The following is an 18,931-nucleotide window of genomic DNA, read 5'->3' on the forward strand; positions in this document are numbered from 1 at the left end:
GAAGAGGGTATCGGCCGAATGATGGCAATCTGTAACGCCATCTGTCCGCTGGCGCCGCACTGGTTCATGTAGACGCTGGCGAAGGCTGCTCCTGCACAGGATCGGTGTTGGGCTTAGAAAAGGCGGGCGAGGAGTGCGGTGACGGCGGTTTCGACGCGCAGGATGCGCTCGCCCAGTTGCACCGGTTGCAGGCCGGATTTGGCCAGCAGATCGATCTCATAGGGAATCCAGCCACCCTCCGGGCCGATGGCCAGGGTCACCGGTTCACTCAGGGCGCGCGGGCACGGCGGATAATTGCCGGGATGGCCGACCAGGCCGAGGGTGCCATCGGTGATCGCTGGCAGTCGGTCTTCAACGAACGGCTTGAAGCGCTTTTCGATGATGATTTCCGGCAGCACCGTGTCGCGGGCCTGTTCGAGGCCGAGGATCAGGTTTTCGCGAATCGCTTCCGGCTCCAGAAACGGCGTCTGCCAGAAACTCTTCTCGACCCGGTAGCTGTTGACCAGAATCACCTTGGATACGCCCATGGTCGCCACGGTCTGAAACACCCGGCGGAGCATTTTCGGGCGGGGCAGGGCCAGCACCAGAGTCAGCGGCAGTTTGGCCGGTGGCGTCTGATCGAGGCTGACGCGCAGCTCGGCTTCACCTGCTTCCAGGCGCAGCAGTTCAGCGGTGCCCATCAACCCGTTGATGCGGCCAACGCGCAGACTGTCACCGACCTCCGAGCGATGAACATCCTGCATGTGGGTCAGGCGTCGATCACGCAGCACAACCCGGTCGGCCGCGATGAAGTCAGCCTCTTCGAGCAACAGCAGGTTCATGCCTGGGTCGCTGGCGGCTGGTCGTTGTGGTCGTCGGCCGGATTTTCTTCCGGACGTTCGCGTTTGCTGACCAAGCCGCCGAACAGAATGCCGACTTCAAACAGCATCCACATCGGCACGGCCAGCAGAGTTTGCGAGAAGATGTCCGGCGGCGTCAGGATCATGCCGACCACGAAGCAGCCGATGATCACGTATGGACGGATTTTCTTCAGGTATTTGACGTCGACCACGCCGATCCACACCAGCAGCACCACGGCCACCGGGATCTCGAACGCAACGCCAAAGGCGAAGAACAGCGTCATGACGAAATCGAGGTAACTGGCGATGTCAGTCATCATCTCCACGCCTGCCGGGGTGGCGGCGGCGAAGAACTTGAAGATCAGCGGGAACACGAAGTAATAAGCGAACGCCATGCCGGTGTAGAACAGCAGGATGCTGGAAACCAGCAGCGGCACCGCGATGCGCTTCTCATGCTTGTACAGGCCCGGCGCGATGAAGCCCCAGATCTGGTGCAGGATCACCGGGATCGCGAGGAACAGCGAGACCATCATCGTCAGTTTCAGCGGCGTCAGGAACGGCGACGACACGTCGGTGGCGATCATCGTCGCGCCGACCGGCAGGTACTGGCGCAGCGGTGTCGAGACGAAGGTGTAGATCTGCTGGGTGAAGGCGAACAGCCCGGCGAAGATGATGAAGATCGCCGCCACACAACGCAGCAGGCGGGTGCGCAACTCGGTGAGGTGCGAAACCAGCGGCATGTGCTGGTCGTTTTCGGGGAGATCGCTCATGGGGCTCGCGGCGGCAATGTAGGATCGTGAGGAGCCGGCGCAACAGGCGCGGCGGCTGGAGCAACGTGTTCAACCGACGTTTGTGCAGCGGCGGGCGCTGGTTCTGTCGGTGTCATGACAGGAGCATTGGCGGCTGCAGGGGGTTGCGCAGCAGCAGGGCTGTGAATCGTCTGCTCGCCCACGTGCTCGACCGGGGTCGGCTCCTGCTGAACCGGCGTGAAAATCTTCCGCGCCTCTTGCTCCAGCGACAGAATGTGCTCGTTGTGCAGTTGTCGACGAATCTCGTCGGCACCGATTTCACGTTCAACTTCCTGTTTGATCGCATTGAAGCTGCGCTTCAGCCGTCCGACCCACAGGCCGGCGGTGCGCGCAGCGCCCGGCAGACGCTCGGGGCCGAGCACCAGCAGGGCGACGAGGCCGACAAGCAGCAGTTCAGAGAAGCTGATACCAAACATTAGTCAGTGCTCACACGTCTTTGCGGATCGGCTCTTCGACTTTCTGCGCCTGCACGTCGATGGTGTGCGGCGGGTTGGCCTGAGCGGTGGCTTGCGGCTGAGCCGGTGGCACCGGTTGCGCGGGCGTCACGCTTGGATCAGCCGGTTTCTCGTCGTCGTTCATGGCTTTGCGGAAGCCCTTGATCGACTCGCCAACATCGGTGCCGAGGTTTTTCAGTTTCTTGGTGCCGAACACCAGCACCACGACAACCAGAATGACGACCCAGTGTTTCCAGTCAAAAATGCCCATGTTGCTGTTCCTCTCTAAAAGTTGTTCAGGCGGACGGACGCGAGGCTTTCTCGACGTGTCCAGACAGTCCGAAGCGACGATCCAGTTCATCCAGCACGGCCTGCGGGTGCTGCCCCAACTGGGCGAGCATGACCATGCTGTGGAACCACAGGTCAGCCGTCTCATAGATCACATCGCTGCAGTCACCGCTGATCGCAGCGTCTTTGGCGGCAATAATGGTTTCGACCGACTCTTCGCCGACTTTCTCCAGAATCTTGTTCAGGCCCTTGTGATACAGACTCGCTACATAGGAGCTGTCGGCGGCTGCGCCTTTGCGCTCTTCGAGCACCTGGGCCAGACGAGTCAGGGTGTCACTCATGTGTGTGTCCTGCGCAATAGATGGCGTGCGGATCTTTGAGGACCGGATCGACCGTTTTCCAGTCGCCGTTTTCGAAGACACGGTAAAAGCAGCTTTGACGGCCGGTATGGCAAGCGATGTCGCCGATCTGTTCAACCATCAGGATGATCACGTCGGCGTCACAGTCCAGACGCATTTCATGCAGCGTCTGCACATGGCCGGACTCTTCGCCCTTGCGCCACAGCTTGCCACGGGAACGTGACCAGTAGATGGCACGGTTTTCCGCAGCGGTCAGTTCGAGCGCTTCGCGGTTCATCCAGGCCATCATCAGCACGCGTCCGGTCTTGTGATCCTGGGCAATCGCCGGCACCAGGCCATCAGCGTCCCACTTGATCTCGTCCAGCCAGTTTTTCATCTTCAATTCCCGAAACGCAGCTACAAGCTTTGAGCTTCAAGCTGCAAGTAAAAGCAGATTGCGGTGTTCCAGTATCGTCAGGCTTGCAGCTCGCAGCTTATAACTTGCAGCTGATTCGTGCTATCGGCGAACGATCAGATACAAGCCCACGGCGACCATGATGCCGGCCGGCCAATGCCCCAACTCATGCAGCGGGCCACCAATGGCGAGGATCGCCCCGCCGCCCAGATGCGCGCAACCGAGCAGGCGCAGGAACCAGTCGTCCTTGCGTTTGTGCCATGGCGCCGGTGGGTCGTGGGCGTGTGGCTGCGACATGCGTTCGAGCAGATCGCGGGCCATGTTGGCCAGGTGCGGAAGCTGTTCGAACTGGCTCTGCACGTTGCCGAGCAAGGTTTTCGGGCTGACGCGTTCGCGCATCCAGCGTTCGAGGAACGGCTGCGCGGTGTTCCACAAATCGAGGTCCGGGTACAGCTGACGGCCGAGGCCTTCGATGTTCAGCAGGGTCTTTTGCAGCAGGACCAACTGCGGCTGCACTTCCATGTTGAAGCGTCGCGCGGTCTGGAACAGGCGCATCAGTACCTGGCCAAATGAAATATCTTTTAACGGTTTTTCGAAGATCGGCTCGCACACGGTGCGGATCGCCGCTTCGAATTCATTGAGCTTGGTTTCCGCCGGCACCCAGCCTGAATCGATGTGCAATTGCGCCACGCGTCGGTAGTCACGCTTGAAGAACGCAAACAGGTTGCGCGCCAGATAATCCTGGTCTTCCGGGGTCAGGCTGCCGACGATACCGCAGTCGATCGCAATGTATTGCGGGCTCCACGGATTGACGGTGCTGACGAAGATGTTGCCCGGGTGCATGTCGGCGTGGAAGAAACTGTCGCGGAACACTTGGGTGAAGAAAATCTCCACGCCGCGTTCGGCGAGCATCTTCATGTCGGTGCGCTGATCGGCGAGGGTTGCCAGGTCGGTGACCTGAATGCCGTAGATGCGCTCCATCACCAGCACTTTTGGCCGGCACCAGTCCCAATAGACCTGCGGCACGTACAGCAGCGGCGAACCTTCGAAGTTGCGCTTCAACTGGCTGGCATTGGCCGCCTCGCGCAGCAGATCGAGTTCGTCGTAGATGGTTTTTTCGTAGTCCTGAACCACGTCGACCGGGTGCAGCAGGCGCGCGTCGGCAGACACTTTCTCGGCGGCGCGGGCGAGGATGAACAGCCACGCCAGATCCTGAGCGATCACCGCTTTCAAGCCGGGGCGGATCACCTTCACCACCACTTCTTCGCCGGTTTTCAACCGTGCGGCGTGCACCTGCGCCACCGAGGCCGAGGCCAACGGTTCGACGTCGAAACGGCTGAACACCTCGCTGATCTTCTTGTCCAGTTGCTCCTCGATGAGCTTGATCGACAGCTGCGAGTCGAACGGCGGCACACGATCCTGCAGCAGCATCAGCTCATCGGCGATGTCTTCCGGCAGCAGGTCGCGGCGGGTCGAGAGAATCTGCCCGAACTTGATGAAGATCGGTCCCAGATCCTGCAACGCCAGACGCAAACGCGCCCCCCGGCTCAGCTCCAGCGGCTTGCGCGGGAACCAGCGCCACGGCAGCACATAGCGCAGCGCCAGGAGAAACCAGGGCAGCGGCAGATCGAACAGCAGGTCATCGAGGCGGTAGCGGATCACGACAGACTGGATGCGCAGCAGACGGCGGACGGCGAGCAGCTTCATGCGTTATCGCTTGGGTCGAGGGATCGGGAAAGGCGCTCGAAACGCGCCTCGAGTCGTTCCAGATCAAGTTTGATCCGGTCCAGTTCGCTGAATCGCGCTTCGGCTTCGCGTTGCCCGACGAGGGTGCGCGATTCTTCGGCGAGGTATTCGGCGAGGTTCTGGTTGAGGCTGGCAAATCCTTGTTGATACCAGCGTGCGCGGCTGCGCAGATGGCCACCGATCAATTGCGTGGCGACCGGACCGAGCCAGCGCGAGAGTTCGTACTCCCAGTCCAGCTCAAGGTCTTGCAGCACGCCGGCCAGCTCCAGCAGCACGCCGCTGTCACCGTCGAGCTCGACTTCCGGGGCGTGCAGCACCGCGGTCTTGTCTTTGCTCACGGCGAGTTTCAGCAGGCTGGATGCCGGTGCGCGCAGGGTGCAGTCGACGCCGGTTTCCCAATGGGATGCCAGCATCAGGCCTTCGTCGCTCGGCAGAATGAACAGTTGCAGCGCCGGACTGCGGCAGTCGACGGCAATCACCTTGCCGGTCAAATGCGCCAGCCGCGGCAGCGCCGTGCTGTCGAGACCCAGCACCCGGTTGAGGCCGAGTTCAACGCTGGCGAGCAGCCCGGTGAGCAACATCAGGGCTTGATGCCGCGATGCAGGGCAACGATGCCTGCGGTCATGTTGTGATAGGTCACGCGGTCGAAACCGGCGTCGACCATCATCGACTTCAGGGTTTCCTGATTCGGGTGCATGCGGATCGATTCGGCCAGGTAGCGATAGCTTTCCGAGTCGTTGGTGATCAGCTTGCCCATCAGCGGCATGAAGGCGAACGAGTAGGCGTCGTAGGCTTTCGACATCAGCGCGTTGGTCGGCTTGGAGAATTCCAGCACCAGCAGGCGACCGCCGGGCTTGAGCACGCGCAGCATCGAACGCAGGGCGTCTTCCTTGTGCGTCACGTTGCGCAGGCCGAAGGCGATGGTCACGCAGTCGAAATGGTTGTCCGGGAACGGCAGTTTTTCCGCGTCCGCCTGAACGAACTCGACGTTGCCGGCGACACCCAGATCGAGCAGGCGATCACGCCCGACCTTGAGCATCGATTCGTTGATGTCGGCCAGCACGACCTGGCCGGTCGGGCCGACAAGGTGCGAGAATTTTCTGGTCAGGTCGCCGGTACCACCGGCGATGTCCAGCACGCGGTTACCGCTGCGCACGCCCGACAGTTCGATCGCGAAACGCTTCCACAGACGGTGCATGCCGCCCGACAGAAGGTCGTTCATCAGGTCGTACTTCGCGGCTACCGAGTGGAAAACCTCAGCGACTTTTTCCGCTTTCTGGCTTTCCGGAACGTTTTTGAAGCCGAAGTGAGTGGTGGGTTCGGCATCGCTGCCTTTGCGCTGATCAGTCATATCGCTGTCACCAAAAGAGAATGCGCGACATTCTAATCCCCAAGCCATGCTTTGTCTTGGAATGGCTAAAGGTAAGATGGGCAACCTTCGGGACGATTTGCCGCAGCGGCGGTCAAGATTTACCGAGACCTCTTCATAGCCCCATTCAAAAAGCAGGAGTCATTCAATGGCCAAAATCAGTGTTGAGCGTGCCCACAGCCTGGGTAAGGAAGCCGCCCGCGAGAAGGCCGACAAACTGGCGCAGAAACTCTCCGAGCAATATGGCCTGGAGCCGCAATGGTCGGGCGACACCCTGAACCTCAAGCGCTCGGGCGTGAAAGGTGCGGTGCATGTGGCGGACGATTCGATCAAGGTCGACGTTGAGTTGGGCATCATGATGTCGGCCATGAGCGGCATGATCAAAGCCGAAATCGAAAAGGCCCTCGATAAAGCCCTGGTCTGATTCCCGGTTGAAATGTGATTCCCCGTGGGAGCGGGCTCGCTCCCACATTTTTATGTGGTGTGCCCACCTGTTCATGTCAGTTGTTAGGGTGCCGTTTCTAATTTTTCTGCCTACTTTGTGCCACAGCCCGACACTTTCCCGGGCAGTTCCTCAAACCTTCTGCGCGTGAGGTGCACCATGGCCAAAGTTATTCTGAAGAAAAAAATCGACGCTTCGACTTCTGCTCTGAGCGACGTCAAATCCTATGCCCGCAAGATCTGGCTGGCAGGCCTGGGTGCCTACGCCAAGGTCGGCCAAGAGGGCAGCGACTACTTTCAAGAGTTGATCAAGGCTGGTCAAACTGTTGAAAAGAAAGGCAAAAAAGCCGTCACCGAAAAACTCGAAGCGGCCAACGCCGAGATCGATGAAGCCAAGGGTGAAGTGAGCTCATTCAAGGGGCGCGTCGAGGTTCAACTCGACAAGGTCGAGAAGGCGTTCGACACCCGTGTGGCAAGCGCCTTGAATCGTATCGGCATTCCGTCTAAACATGACGTTGAGGCACTCTCTGCTAAGCTCGATGAGCTGACGGCATTGCTCGAACGCGTCGCGCGAAAATCTTAAGGAGAACGGGATGGCTGGCAAAAAGACTACTGATAAAAAAGATAGCAGCTCGTGGGTCGGGAAGGTCGAATCCTACTCCCGCAAAATCTGGCTGGCTGGTTTAGGCGTGTACTCGAAGATCGACACTGACGGCAGCAAGCTCTTCGATGCATTGGTCAAAGACGGCGAGAAAGCCGAGAAGCTCACCAAGTCTGCAGTCGGCAAAAAAGTCGATGCCGCCAAGGACTCCGCTTCTTCGGCCAAGTCGCGCATCAGCGGCGTCAAGGATCGCGCGCTGGGCAAGTGGGACGAACTGGAAGGGGCTTTCGACAAGCGCCTGAACAGCGCGATTTCGCGCCTGGGCGTGCCGAGCCGCAATGAGGTCAAGGCACTCAACAGCAAGGTCGATACGCTGACCAGGCAGATCGAAAAACTCACCGGTCTGAAAGCCCAGCCTGTAGCGGCGAAAACCGCAGCAGCAAAACCGGCAGCGAAAACTGCGGCGGCCAAACCAGCGGCAAAAACCGCTGCCAAGCCATTGGCAAAAGCGGCGGCTAAACCTGCAGCGAAAGCCGCGGCCAAACCAGCAGCGAAAACCGCTGCCGCCAAACCAGCCGCCAAAGCCGCGGCCAAACCTGCGGCTAAAACTGTAGCGAAACCCGCCGCCAAGCCAGCCGCGAAGACCGCCGCTGCCAAGCCAGCGGCCAAACCGTCTGCGGCGAAGAAGCCTGCAGTGAAAAAACCGGCCGCGCCGAAACCGGCCGCAGCTGCTGCAGCCAAACCTGCCACTCCGGCAGCACCGGTCAGCGCGTCGAACTCCGCCGCTGCACCGACTCCCGCGGCAACCCCGACTGTTGCATCGACCCCGTCGACGTCAACCAGTCAGTCCTGATTTCTCAGGACAAAAGAAAACGCCCGGCCTGTGAAGGTCGGGCGTTTTTGTATCTGAATTCCAACAGCCCCTCACCCCAGCCCTCTCCCAGAGGGAGAGGGGGCCGACCGCAATGTCTTGCGTCATGCATCGACCTGAAAAACCGAGTCGATTATGGATTCAACAGAGAGATTTCAGGTCGGCGTAGCTCATCAGCATCCTCGGATCAGTGCCCTCTCCCTCCGTGAGAGGGCTAGGGTGAGGGGCTTTTGATTTCAGTCGTGATCTTCAAGGTACTGCAGGGCCATGCGTTCGGTGGCGACCTTAACCGGCGGCAGCAAGTGCGGCGCTACCAGCATCATGATCTGATAAACCACCAACCTCACCTCACCCTCACGATCCAGAATCCGCTGATAATCCAGTGAAAACAGCAACGTCATGGTGATCTGCTCGACCAGTTGCCCCAATGCCTGGGTATCGCTGACCAACTGGCCCCCCGCCTTCAACCGCGCCAGCAATGACGCCAGTGTGCGCTTCAATGCGTTGAGCAGGTTGCGAATGCCCTTGGCCAGTTTCGGCAAGCGTCCGGCGAGGTTCGACAGGTCCTGAAACAGAAACCGGTATTGCGCCAGGCGCTCGACGATCAGGTGCAAAAATAGCCAGTAATCCTCCGGCGCCAGTTCCACGTCCGAGGGCGGATCGAGCAACGGCGCCAGTTCATTCTGAAAGCGTTCGAACAACCCGAGAATCAGCGGCTCCTTGCCGTGGAAGTGGTAGTAGAGGTTGCCCGGGCTAATGCCCATTTCGTTGGCGACCTCCATGGTGGAGACGTTCGGTTCACCCTTTTCGTTGAACAGTTGCAAAGCACATTCGAGAATCCGGTCGCGGGTTTTCATCCAGTCTTCTTAGAAAAGTTCGGTTAAGCGTCAGCGCACCCGCACGTAAGTACCGGGTGCGGCCTGCATCGGTGGATAGTTCGGGTTGCCGAGAGTCATTTGGGTTTCGTGCTGGGCGCCGGAACGCTCCTGAATCCACGTCAGCCACTGCGGCCACCAACTGCCGTCGACGTGTTTGCCGTCGTAGTACCAGGCGCGCGGGTCGCTGCTCATCTTGCCGTTCTCGATGTAGGCGGCCTTCGGATTGCTCGGCGGATTGAGAATGCTCTGCACGTGGCCGCTGTTGGATAGCACGAAACGTCGGTCGCCGCCGAGCAACAGGGTCGAGCGATACACCGCATCCCACGGTGTGATGTGGTCGTTCATGCCGGCGACGCTGAAGCTGTCGACGGTGACTTTCTGCAGATCGATCGGTGTGCCGCAGACTTCCAGCCCACCTGGATGGGTCAGCGGGTTGTGCTTGAAAAAGTCCAGCAAATCACCGTGAAACGCGGCGGGCAGGCGCGTGTTGTCGTTGTTCCAGTAGAGGATGTCGAAGGCCGGCGGCTCCTTGCCCAGCAAGTAGTTGTTAACGAAGTAGCTCCAGATCAAATCGTTCGGGCGCATCCAGGCGAAGACCTTGGCCATGTCGCGACCGTCGAGCACGCCTTTCTGGTAGGAGCGGCGCTTGGCTGCTTCCAGGGTTTGCTCGTCGGCGAACAGCGTGGCCGGGGTTTCAAGCTGACTGTCGAGCAGGCTGACCAGATAGGTCGCGCTGGAGACGCGTCGCAGTTGCCGCTTGGCCTGCAAATGCCCTTGCAGGGCGGCAATGGTCAGCCCGCCGGCGCAGGCGCCCATCAGGTTGACATCGCGGGCGCCGGTGATCGCGCGGCAAATATTCATCGCTTCTTCCACCGCTTCGACGTAGGTCGAAAGCCCCCATTCGCGATGACGTACATCGGGATTGCGCCAACTGATCATGAAGGTTTGCAGACCGTTCTTCAGGGCGTACTGGACGAAGCTGTTCTGCGGGCTGAGGTCGAAAATGTAGTACTTGTTGATTTGCGGCGGTACCACCAGCAGCGGCTTGGTGTACTGCTTTTCGCTCATTGGCTTGTACTGGATCAGCTCAAGCAGCTCGTTGCGAAACACCACTGCACCGGTGGTGGTGGCGACAGTCTTGCCAACCTCGAAGGCCTGTCTGGTCACCTGCCGTGGCAAGCCGTCGTTGTGCAGCATGTCGTCGAGCAGATGACTGAGGCCGCGCACCAGGCTGCTGCCGCCGGAGTTGAACAGCTCCTTGACCGCCAGTGGGTTGAGCAGGGTGTTGGAGGGCGCCACGGCGTCGTTGAGCAGGGTGAAAGCGAAGTGCGCGCGGGCGCGGTCGTCATCGCTCATATTGCTTTCGTCGATCCAGCTTTTGACCTGTTTCTGCCAGGCCAGATACGCCTGCAGACTGCGCCGGTAAAACGGGTTGAGGCTCCACGCCGGATCGGCGAAGCGGCTGTCGTTCGGATTGGTCGGGTGCAGGGTTTCGCCAAGCAATACCCGGCCTAATTGGCCGCCGAGTTTCAAGGCGTGTTTTGCACTGTGAATCGGGTTGCGCAGGCCATGGGCGGCGACGCTGCGCAAGGTCGACATCAAATCCCGCCCGCGCAGACCGGTGATCGCACTTTGTGCGTTGATGAACACGGCGGGGCTGGGCACCACGCCCGTCGCTGGTTTGTCGCGCATGACTCAACACTCCTTCGTCTTCAGGCCAAAAACACACTCACCGAACCAGAACACCATAGACGCTGTTACGGGTTGCTGCCTGCGCGGCGTCCTGCCGCGCACTCTCTGCCAAAAGCCCTGCATAAAGCCTGCCGCAGAGGTCAACCGCCGTGCGGTGTCGGATGCGGGTGCATCACTGCGCGCTGCCGTTCTTCCTGGAGAAATTTCATGATGATCGGCGCCACCGCTTCGGCGCGGGTAATCAGGAACAGATGTCCGTCATCGATGATGTGCAACTGCGCGTTGGGAATGCGCCAGGCGAGCATGCGCATGTTGATCAGCGGGATCAGCGGATCGTCGTCGCCGGCCAGCACCAGCGTGGGCTGATTGATCTTGTGCAGCCAGTGGATACTCGTCCAGCCTAAGCCTGCGAACAGTTGCCAGTAGTAACCCAGCTTGCCTGCGGAACGGACTTTCGCTGCGTGGCTGGCCGCCAGTGTCGGGTCGCGACGGAATGAGCCGCCGTAGATCAACGGAGCGATGCGGATCACGTGGGACGGCTGAATGTAGCGCCGCGGGCTCGCCATCATCCACAGCACTTTGGGTTTGCCCGGCACCATCACGGCGCCGGCAGCGGTCGCCGCCAGCAACAGTTTCTTGCAGCGCTCGGGGTAGTCATAGGCGAACTGCTGCGCGAGCGCGCCGCCCCACGACACGCCAATGACGTTGACCTGACCGTAGTCGAGGTAATCGAGCATCCGCGCCGTCAGCCTGGCCAGCCCCGGAAAGCGATACGGCCGGTTCGGCGTCGAGGAACCGCCGACACCGGGCACGTCGAAGGCGATCACTTCCAGATCCGGGTCGAGCGCCGCGACAAACGGAAACACCAGCTCCAGGTTGGCGCCGATGCCGTTGAAAATCAGCAAGGGCGTCAAGTGAGGCTTGCCGGGGCGCACCGCCGTGCGGAGGGTCTGCCCATCCAGATCGACGGTACGGAATATGAACGGTTGCGGCATGCGTCAGGCCCTTCGGGTTAGAGTGGAGCAGCTACAAGCCGCAAGCCTCAAGCAGAACCTGCTCAGCTTGCGGCTTGTAGCTTGTGGCTTGCCGCTATCTTTCATGTACGTAAGTGCCCGGCGAGGCTTCACCTGCCGGATGTGCTTTGTTACCCAGTTTCGCCGGGGCCTTTTTCAGGTTGCCCGAGCGCTCGGCCTGCCAGGCCTGCCAGTACAGCCACCAGGAATCGGTGTGCTTGGTCGAGTTCTCTTGCCATTCATCGGCATTGGCCGCCATTTCCTCGCCGGTCATGTAGCGCGATTTCGGGTTGCCCGGCGGGTTCAGAATGCTCTGGATATGCCCGCTGCTCGACAACACGAACTCGACCTTGCCGCCAAACAGCTGTGCCGACTTGTAGCAGGACTTCCACGGGGTGATGTGGTCATTGGTGCCGGCCAGCGAGAAGATGTCGGCGGTGACCTGCTTGAGGTCGATCGGTGTGCCGCACACTTCCAGTGCATTGGGGCGGATCAGTGGGTTGTTTTTGAACATCTCGATCAGGTCGCCGTGGAACGCCGCCGGCAACCGTGTGGTGTCGTTGTTCCAGAACAGGATGTCGAACACGGGTGGCTCGTTGCCGAGCAGGTAGTTGTTGACCCAGTAGTTCCAGATCAGATCATTCGGGCGCATCCAGGCGAAGACCTTGGCCATGTCCTTGCCTTCGAGCACGCCGGCCTGGTACGAGTGACGCTTGGCGGTCTCCAGGGTCTGCTCGTCGACGAACAGGGCGACATCGCTGTCCAGCGTCGTGTCGAGCACGCTGACCAGCAGTGTGAGGGCATTGACCTTGTTCTCGCCGATTGCCGCGTAGTGGCCAAGCAGGGCGGTGCAGGTGATGCCGCCGGAGCAGGCGCCGAGCATGTTCACGTCTTTGCTGCCAGTGATCGCGGTGACCACGTCGACCGCTTCTTTCAGTGCTTCGATGTAGGTCGACAGACCCCACTCGCGCTGGGCCTTGGTCGGGTTGCGCCAGCTGACGATGAACGTCTGCACGTTATTGCGCAGGCAGAAGCGCGCCAGACTCTTGTCCGGGCTCAAATCGAATACGTAGAACTTGTTGATTTGAGGGGGCACGACGAGCAGTGGGCGCTCGTGGACCTGCTCGGTGATCGGTCTGTACTGGATCAGCTCCAGCACATCGTTGCGAAACACTACCGCACCTTCAGTGACACCGAGACTCTTGCCGACCTCGAACGCACCCATGTTGACCTGGCTCGGCATGCCGCCGTTGTGCACCAGATCCTTGGCCAGATGCGAGAGGCCGTCGAGCAGGCTCTTGCCGCCGGTTTCGAAGAAGCGTTTGACCGCTGCGGGGTTGGCCGCCGAGTTGGTCGGGGCCATGGCTTCGGTCATCAGGTTGATGACGAAGTGGCCGCGCGCGATGTCTTTGGGTGAGAGGCTGCTGTCGTCGATCCAGTCGTGGAGTTCCTTGCGCCACGCCAGATAGGTTTGCAGATAACGTTTGTAGAGCGGGTTCTGGCTCCACGCAGGATCGGCGAAGCGACGGTCATCGCCAGCCGGTTGCAGTTCGGATTTACCAAACAGCACGTTCTTCAGTTCGAGGCCGAAATGGGTGACGTGCTTGACGCTATGGATCGGTTGTTTGATGGCCTGTTTCAGCACCATGCGAGCAGAGGCCAGCAGATCCTTTCCGCGTAGCCCAACGACGGGATTAAGCCCCAGGGTGTTTTCCGAGGCTTGGTACTTCAGGTCATCGTTATTCTTGTTACTCATCTACGACGCTCCATTGTCCTGAGACGAGTACCCGGTTTTCTGCTGTGCAGTTCCACAGCCAATGCCAGGTACTACTGCTCGGGTGACCGTTAATTCTGCATAGCTGCTTTACAGTCGTAGAGCACTGCAGGGAACTTGCCAGCTCCATTGGTTACCCGAGTTTAATTTTTTTCGCAAGCAGGCCGATCCTCGGCCACACAGCAGAGCATTCAAACAGATGCAGTTAGAAAATGCCCTCTAATGAGCGCAAGGCTCGGACTAGAGCATCAGCTTGACGATGGACTCATTCGGGTCGCGGGTTTTTCCGGCGGCTTTGAGTTCGGCCAGATAATCGGCCCAGAGTGCGTCATAACGTCGCCCCAGCTCGTAGAGATAATCCCAGGTGAACAAGCCGCTGTCATGACCGTCGTCGAAGGTCAGTTTCAGTGCGTAGTGACCGGCCGGTTCCAGTTTGCTCAGACCGACGTTGATCTTGCCGAATTGCAGGATCGGTTTGCCGTGTCCCTGGACCTCGGCGGAGGGAGAATGCACACGCAGAAATTCGGCGGGCAGTGTGTATTCCTCGCCGGACGCGTAGGTGAGCGTCAAGGTTTTCGAGGCTTTGTGCAGTTTGATGTCGGTGGGAATCATAAAAACAGCCCTGAGCTGCAAGCAACAAGCTGCAAGCTTAACTCAGCCCGCAGCTTGTCGCTTGCAGCTCGGAGCTTGCCGCTCTACAGAATGTAGCGGGACAGGTCTTCGTTCTGCGCCAATTCACCGAGGTGACTGTTGACGTATTCGGCGTCGATCAGGATCGGCTTCTCATCGTGGGTGCTGGCCAGATCGCCGGCGCTGAACGACACCTCTTCGAGCAGGCGCTCAAGCAGGGTGTGCAGACGACGGGCACCGATGTTCTCGGTCTTCTCGTTGACCTGCCAGGCGATTTCCGCCAGACGCTTGATGCCTTCGGGCTGGAACTGGATGTTCAGGCCTTCGGTTTTCAGCAGCGCGCAGTATTGCTCCGTGAGCGAGGCGTGCGGTTCGCTGAGGATGCGCTCGAAGTCTTCCGGACTCAGGGCCTTGAGTTCGACGCGAATCGGCAGACGGCCTTGCAGCTCAGGCACCAGATCGCTCGGCTTGCTCAGGTGGAACGCACCGGAGGCGATGAACAGGATGTGGTCGGTCTTGACCATGCCCAGTTTGGTGTTGACGGTGCAGCCTTCGATCAGCGGTAGCAGGTCGCGCTGCACGCCTTCACGGGAGACATCGGCGCCGCCGACATTGCCGCGCTTGGCGACTTTGTCGATCTCGTCGATGAACACGATGCCGTGCTGTTCAACCGCTTCCAGCGCTTTGGCTTTCAGCTCTTCTTCATTGACCAGGCGTCCGGCTTCTTCATCGCGGACCAGCTTCAGCGCTTCCTTGACCTTGAGCTTGCGCGACTTCTTCTTGCCCTTGCCCATGTTGGCGAACAGCGACTGCAACTGGTTGGTCATCTCTTCCATGCCTGGCGGCGTGGCGATTTCGATGCCGGCCACTTCAGCGACTTCGATCTCGATTTCCTTGTCATCCAGCTGGCCTTCGCGCAGACGCTTGCGGAACAGCTGACGGGTGTTGGAATCGGAGCTTGGCGCTTCCTCATTGCTGAAGCCCATGCGTGCCGGCGGTAGCAGTGCGTCGAGGATGCGATCCTCGGCAGCGTCTTCGGCACGGTGGCGAACGCGGGTCATTTCCTGCTCGCGAAGCATCTTGATGGCAGCGTCGGCCAGATCACGGATGATCGACTCGACGTCACGGCCAACGTAGCCGACTTCGGTGAACTTGGTCGCTTCGACCTTGATGAACGGCGCGTTGGCCAGTTTCGCCAGGCGACGGGCGATCTCGGTTTTACCGACACCGGTCGGGCCGATCATCAGGATGTTTTTCGGGGTCACTTCAACGCGCAGCTCTTCAGGCAGCTGCATGCGGCGCCAGCGGTTGCGCAGGGCAATCGCGACGGCGCGCTTGGCATCGTCCTGGCCGATGATGTGGCGGTTGAGTTCGTGGACGATTTCGCGGGGAGTCATGGACATAGTAATTGACGGTCCTCAAGCAGAAACAAGCCGTGGCACAGGGCCGCGTCAGGCTTATTCAGCGAGATCCTGCTCCTCAATGGTCTGGGTGTGGTTGGTGAATACACAGATGTCGCCGGCGATGCCGAGTGCGGTTTCGACGATCTCGCGGGCCGACAGGTCGGTCTTTTTCAGCAGCGCGCTGGCTGCGGCCTGCGCAAAGGCGCCGCCGGAACCCATGGCGATCAGGCCATCTTCAGGTTCGACCACGTCACCGTTGCCGGTGATGATCAGCGAGGCATCTTTGTTGGCCACTGCGAGCATGGCTTCAAGGCGGCTCAGCGAGCGGTCGGTGCGCCATTCTTTGGCGAGTTCGACAGCGGCACGGATCAGGTGGCCCTGATGTTTCTCAAGCTGACCTTCGAAACGTTCGAAGAGGGTAAAGGCGTCGGCGGTCGCACCGGCAAAACCGGCGATGACCTGGCCGTGGTACAGGCGACGAACTTTTTTCGCGTTGCCTTTCATCACGGTATTGCCGAGCGAAACCTGGCCGTCGCCGCCCATGACGACTTTGCCGTGACGGCGGACTGAAACGATGGTGGTCAAGGGAAGAGTCTCCACACAGCGGGGCGAAAGTGCCTTATGCCCATTCATATGGGGGTGCTGGAGAGGATTTCAACCGGGGAGGGTGCGGGGGGACGAACGGCGGGTGATAGGTTCGGGCTATGTGGCGTTGGAAATTACGCTTTCGCGAGCAAGCACGCTCCCACAGGATTAGCGCAGACCTTGTGGGAGCGAGCTTGCTCGCGAAGAACGATGACGCGGTGGTTTTGGCGAATCAGCGGCTCTGGCGTTGTTGTAACAGCAGGTTGCTGAAGCCGGCGCCGGCCAGTTGTTTTTGTGCGGTGGTCAGTTGTTCGCGGTTGCTGAACGGGCCGACCAACACGCGATACCAGGTTTCATCCTTCACCGTGCCAGACTCAACCGCCACGGCCTGACCGAGCAGAATAATCTGCGCGCGAACCTTGTCGGCATCGGTTTCCTTGCGGAACGAACCGGCCTGCAGGAAGAACCTGGTCACTGGCGCCGCTTTGCTCACCGGTGGCGCTGGCGGCGGGGTAATCCCGGCCAGTGCTGCCTGCGCGCGCGCGGTGTCGATCTTCGCCGCTTCCGCCGGGGTCACCGGCGTAGTCGGGATGGCCGGCACTTGTGGCGTCGGCAAAGTCTTCTCCGGTACGGCGTCCGGCGGAACGATCACTTCAGATTCCGGCAGCAGGGTGTAGAAGTCGTACTTCGGCTTCACTGGTTGCGTCGGGCTCGGCGGGGTCTTGTTGGCCTCGGCGATCTTCGACGCTTTCTGCTGTTGCGCCTGTTCGACCTTCTCACGCTTGACCGTGTCGCTGCCCTTGCCCGGCTCCAGCTTCATCAGGAACACGATGAACGCGCCGACTGTCAGGCCGATGGCCATCCACAGCCAACCCGGAATCGGTTGCTTCGCAGGAGCCTGGTAACGGCTGGCGCCACGCTTGGGTGCAGGTTTTTTCTTGGCAGCCAACTTACATACGCTCCAGAGTTTCCAGACCCAACAGCTCCAGGCCTTGCTTGAGGGTGCGACCGGTCAGCGCGGCCAGACGCAGACGGCTCTGCATCTGGGCCGGGGTTTCGGCAGCGAGGATCGGGCAGTTCTCGTAGAAGCTGGAGAACAGACCGGCAACGTCGTACAGATACGTGCAGAGAATGTGCGGTGTGCCTTTGTCGGACACGTTGTTCAGCACTTCGCCGAACTGCGCCAGCTTCGCCGCCAGCTCTTGCTCGTGCGCCGCTTCGAGAACGATCTGGCCGTCGACTTCGCTGAAGTCCTTGCCCAGTTTGCGGAACACGCCGGCAACACGGGTGTAGGCGTACAGCAGGTACGGCGCGGTGTTGCCTTCGAAGTTCAGCATCAGATCGAAGTTGAAGCTGTAGTCGCTGGTGCGGTGCTTCGACAGATCAGCGTATTTCACCGCGCCGATGCCGACGACCTTGGCGATGTTGCGCAGCTCGTCTTCGGCCAGCGTCGGGTTCTTTTCCTTCACCAGGTTATAAGCACGTTCCTGGGCTTCGGTCAGCAGGTCGATCAGCTTCACGGTGCCGCCATCACGGGTCTTGAACGGACGGCCATCGGCGCCGTTCATGGTGCCGAAGCCCATGTGCTCCATTTCCATCGGATGGGTCACGAAGCCGGCCTTGCGCGCCACGGCGAACACTTGCTGGAAGTGCAGGGCCTGACGCTGGTCGACGAAATACAGCGCGCGATCGGCTTTGAGTTTGCCGCTGCGGTAGCGCACGGCCGCCAGGTCAGTGGTGGCGTACAGGTAGCCGCCATCAGCCTTGACGATGATCACCGGTAGCGGGTCGCCGTCGGCGTTCTTGAACTCGTCGAGAAACACGCACTGGGCGCCATTGCTCTCGACCAGCATGCCCGCCGCCTTGAGGTCGTTGACCACGTTGATCAGGTCGTCGTTATAGGCGCTTTCGCCCATCACGTCGGCCATGGTCAGTTTGACGTTGAGCAGTTCGTAGATCTTCTGGCAGTGCGACAGCGAGATGTCCTTGAACCGGGTCCAGAGCGCCAGACACTCGGCATCGCCGGCCTGCAGCTTGACCACCAGGCCGCGGGCGCGGTCGGCGAATTCCTCGGATTCGTCGAAACGCTGCTTGGCGGCGCGGTAGAAGTTTTCCAGATCGGACAGCTCGTCGCTGGTGATCGGATTTTCCTGCAAGTAGGCCATCAGCATGCCGAACTGGGTGCCCCAGTCGCCGACGTGGTTCTGGCGGATCACTTCGTCGCCGAGGAATTCCAGCACGCGGGCCACGCCGTCGCCGATGATGGTCGAGCGCAAGTGGCCGACGTGCATCTCTTTGGCCAGGTTCGGCGCCGACAGGTCGACCACGGTGCGTTGCGCCGGGCCAGCCTTGCGCACGCCAACGCGGGCGTCGGCCAGGGCGGCGTCGAGGCGCGAAGCCAGGGCTTGAGTGTTCTGGAAGAAGTTGATGAAGCCCGGGCCGGCGATTTCGGCCTTGGTGACGTTCTCGTCAGCCGGCAGCGCGGCGATGATTTTTTCCGCCAGATCGCGCGGCTTCATGCCGGCAGGCTTGGCCAGCATCATGGCGATGTTGCTGGCGAAGTCACCGTGGGTCTTGTCACGGGCGTTCTCTACCTGAATCGCCGGCGTCAGGCCTTCAGGCAACACACCTTCGTTGACGAGTTGGGTGATGGCTTGTTGGATCAGCTGGCGAATGGTGTCTTTCATGGTCTTCTCTTTCGACCGCAAGCGCGGCGGGCGCATCGATGCGCGGGTGGAAAAACTGGGCATTATCCGTTGCGAAGACGGGCTTGCCAACCTTAGCAGGCAGCTTATGGATATGTGG

The 18,931-nt window shown here is 60.3% G+C and carries 21 protein-coding genes; 3 read left to right on the forward strand and 18 right to left on the reverse strand.

Going from position 1 to position 18,931, the window contains the following annotated elements; translation table 11 throughout:
- Positions 1–113: 113 nt before the first annotated feature.
- From AACY19_RS04375 to ubiE, 9 genes are all read right to left on the reverse strand, one after another.
- Positions 114–821, reverse strand: coding sequence for a 16S rRNA (uracil(1498)-N(3))-methyltransferase (locus tag AACY19_RS04375; protein ID WP_339448293.1), 708 nt, complete (start codon positions 819–821; stop codon positions 114–116).
- Positions 818–1,609 carry a twin-arginine translocase subunit TatC gene (tatC, locus tag AACY19_RS04380; protein ID WP_445262285.1) on the reverse strand — a complete coding sequence of 264 codons (792 nt, stop codon included), beginning with the start codon at positions 1,607–1,609 and terminating at the stop codon, positions 818–820. Before tatC ends, AACY19_RS04375 begins: the two co-directional genes overlap by 4 nt.
- Positions 1,606–2,064 (reverse strand): Sec-independent protein translocase protein TatB, encoded by a 459-nt coding sequence (gene tatB, locus AACY19_RS04385; RefSeq protein ID WP_339448295.1) that lies wholly within the window; start codon positions 2,062–2,064, stop codon positions 1,606–1,608. Before tatB ends, tatC begins: the two co-directional genes overlap by 4 nt.
- Before the next feature lie 10 nt (positions 2,065–2,074).
- Entirely contained in the window at positions 2,075–2,353 is a 279-nt protein-coding gene (locus AACY19_RS04390) for a twin-arginine translocase TatA/TatE family subunit (protein ID WP_339448297.1), read from the reverse strand.
- 25 nt (positions 2,354–2,378) lie between these two features.
- Positions 2,379–2,711 carry a phosphoribosyl-ATP diphosphatase gene (locus AACY19_RS04395; RefSeq protein WP_003220849.1) on the reverse strand — a complete coding sequence of 111 codons (333 nt, stop codon included), beginning with the start codon at positions 2,709–2,711 and terminating at the stop codon, positions 2,379–2,381.
- The gene (hisI, locus tag AACY19_RS04400) at positions 2,704–3,105 is read right to left on the reverse strand and encodes a phosphoribosyl-AMP cyclohydrolase (RefSeq protein WP_017336101.1); all 402 of its coding nucleotides are present in this window, start codon (positions 3,103–3,105) and stop codon (positions 2,704–2,706) included. The genes AACY19_RS04395 and hisI overlap by 8 nt, the downstream gene beginning before the upstream one ends.
- A gap of 120 nt (positions 3,106–3,225) precedes the next feature.
- On the reverse strand, positions 3,226–4,830 hold the full coding sequence (ubiB, locus tag AACY19_RS04405; RefSeq protein WP_339448300.1) for a ubiquinone biosynthesis regulatory protein kinase UbiB: 1,605 nt from the start codon (positions 4,828–4,830) through the stop codon (positions 3,226–3,228).
- The gene (locus AACY19_RS04410; protein ID WP_339448302.1) at positions 4,827–5,450 is read right to left on the reverse strand and encodes a ubiquinone biosynthesis accessory factor UbiJ; all 624 of its coding nucleotides are present in this window, start codon (positions 5,448–5,450) and stop codon (positions 4,827–4,829) included. The genes ubiB and AACY19_RS04410 overlap by 4 nt, the downstream gene beginning before the upstream one ends.
- Positions 5,450–6,220, reverse strand: coding sequence for a bifunctional demethylmenaquinone methyltransferase/2-methoxy-6-polyprenyl-1,4-benzoquinol methylase UbiE (gene ubiE / locus AACY19_RS04415; protein ID WP_186531921.1), 771 nt, complete (start codon positions 6,218–6,220; stop codon positions 5,450–5,452). Before ubiE ends, AACY19_RS04410 begins: the two co-directional genes overlap by 1 nt.
- 166 nt (positions 6,221–6,386) lie before the next feature.
- Here ubiE and AACY19_RS04420 point away from each other — a divergent pair, with 166 nt between their 5' ends.
- The 3 genes from AACY19_RS04420 (at position 6,387) to AACY19_RS04430 (ending at position 8,133) form a co-directional block, all read left to right on the forward strand.
- Positions 6,387–6,662, forward strand: coding sequence for a polyhydroxyalkanoic acid system family protein (locus AACY19_RS04420; protein ID WP_339448306.1), 276 nt, complete (start codon positions 6,387–6,389; stop codon positions 6,660–6,662).
- Between the two features lie 177 nt (positions 6,663–6,839).
- Positions 6,840–7,262 carry a phasin family protein gene (locus AACY19_RS04425; protein WP_166218551.1) on the forward strand — a complete coding sequence of 141 codons (423 nt, stop codon included), beginning with the start codon at positions 6,840–6,842 and terminating at the stop codon, positions 7,260–7,262.
- Positions 7,263–7,272: 10 nt separating this feature from the next.
- Positions 7,273–8,133 carry a phasin family protein gene (locus tag AACY19_RS04430; protein ID WP_339448311.1) on the forward strand — a complete coding sequence of 287 codons (861 nt, stop codon included), beginning with the start codon at positions 7,273–7,275 and terminating at the stop codon, positions 8,131–8,133.
- Between the two features lie 254 nt (positions 8,134–8,387).
- On the opposite strand, the gene AACY19_RS04435 is transcribed toward AACY19_RS04430, so the two are convergent.
- From AACY19_RS04435 to argS, 9 genes are all read right to left on the reverse strand, one after another.
- Positions 8,388–9,008, reverse strand: coding sequence for a TetR/AcrR family transcriptional regulator (locus AACY19_RS04435; RefSeq protein WP_283437986.1), 621 nt, complete (start codon positions 9,006–9,008; stop codon positions 8,388–8,390).
- A 30-nt stretch (positions 9,009–9,038) separates the two neighbouring features.
- On the reverse strand, positions 9,039–10,721 hold the full coding sequence (phaC, locus tag AACY19_RS04440) for a class II poly(R)-hydroxyalkanoic acid synthase (RefSeq protein ID WP_339448316.1): 1,683 nt from the start codon (positions 10,719–10,721) through the stop codon (positions 9,039–9,041).
- Between the two features lie 140 nt (positions 10,722–10,861).
- The gene (gene phaZ / locus AACY19_RS04445; protein WP_339448318.1) at positions 10,862–11,716 is read right to left on the reverse strand and encodes a poly(3-hydroxyalkanoate) depolymerase; all 855 of its coding nucleotides are present in this window, start codon (positions 11,714–11,716) and stop codon (positions 10,862–10,864) included.
- A gap of 94 nt (positions 11,717–11,810) precedes the next feature.
- The gene (gene phaC / locus AACY19_RS04450) at positions 11,811–13,490 is read right to left on the reverse strand and encodes a class II poly(R)-hydroxyalkanoic acid synthase (RefSeq protein ID WP_339448320.1); all 1,680 of its coding nucleotides are present in this window, start codon (positions 13,488–13,490) and stop codon (positions 11,811–11,813) included.
- Between the two features lie 258 nt (positions 13,491–13,748).
- Positions 13,749–14,120, reverse strand: coding sequence for a gamma-butyrobetaine hydroxylase-like domain-containing protein (locus AACY19_RS04455; RefSeq protein WP_141127262.1), 372 nt, complete (start codon positions 14,118–14,120; stop codon positions 13,749–13,751).
- A gap of 83 nt (positions 14,121–14,203) precedes the next feature.
- On the reverse strand, positions 14,204–15,541 hold the full coding sequence (gene hslU / locus AACY19_RS04460) for an ATP-dependent protease ATPase subunit HslU (RefSeq protein ID WP_141127263.1): 1,338 nt from the start codon (positions 15,539–15,541) through the stop codon (positions 14,204–14,206).
- Positions 15,542–15,595: 54 nt separating this feature from the next.
- Positions 15,596–16,126, reverse strand: a complete 531-nt coding sequence (gene hslV, locus AACY19_RS04465; protein ID WP_090280391.1) for an ATP-dependent protease subunit HslV — start codon at positions 16,124–16,126, stop codon at positions 15,596–15,598.
- Between the two features lie 232 nt (positions 16,127–16,358).
- Positions 16,359–17,075, reverse strand: coding sequence for an SPOR domain-containing protein (locus AACY19_RS04470; RefSeq protein ID WP_339448326.1), 717 nt, complete (start codon positions 17,073–17,075; stop codon positions 16,359–16,361).
- A gap of 1 nt (position 17,076) precedes the next feature.
- On the reverse strand, positions 17,077–18,813 hold the full coding sequence (gene argS / locus AACY19_RS04475; RefSeq protein WP_339448328.1) for an arginine--tRNA ligase: 1,737 nt from the start codon (positions 18,811–18,813) through the stop codon (positions 17,077–17,079).
- Between the last annotated feature and the right edge of the window lie 118 nt (positions 18,814–18,931).

This window comes from Pseudomonas sp. EA_5y_Pfl2_R50, from assembly GCF_963970475.1.
Classification (GTDB): domain Bacteria; phylum Pseudomonadota; class Gammaproteobacteria; order Pseudomonadales; family Pseudomonadaceae; genus Aquipseudomonas.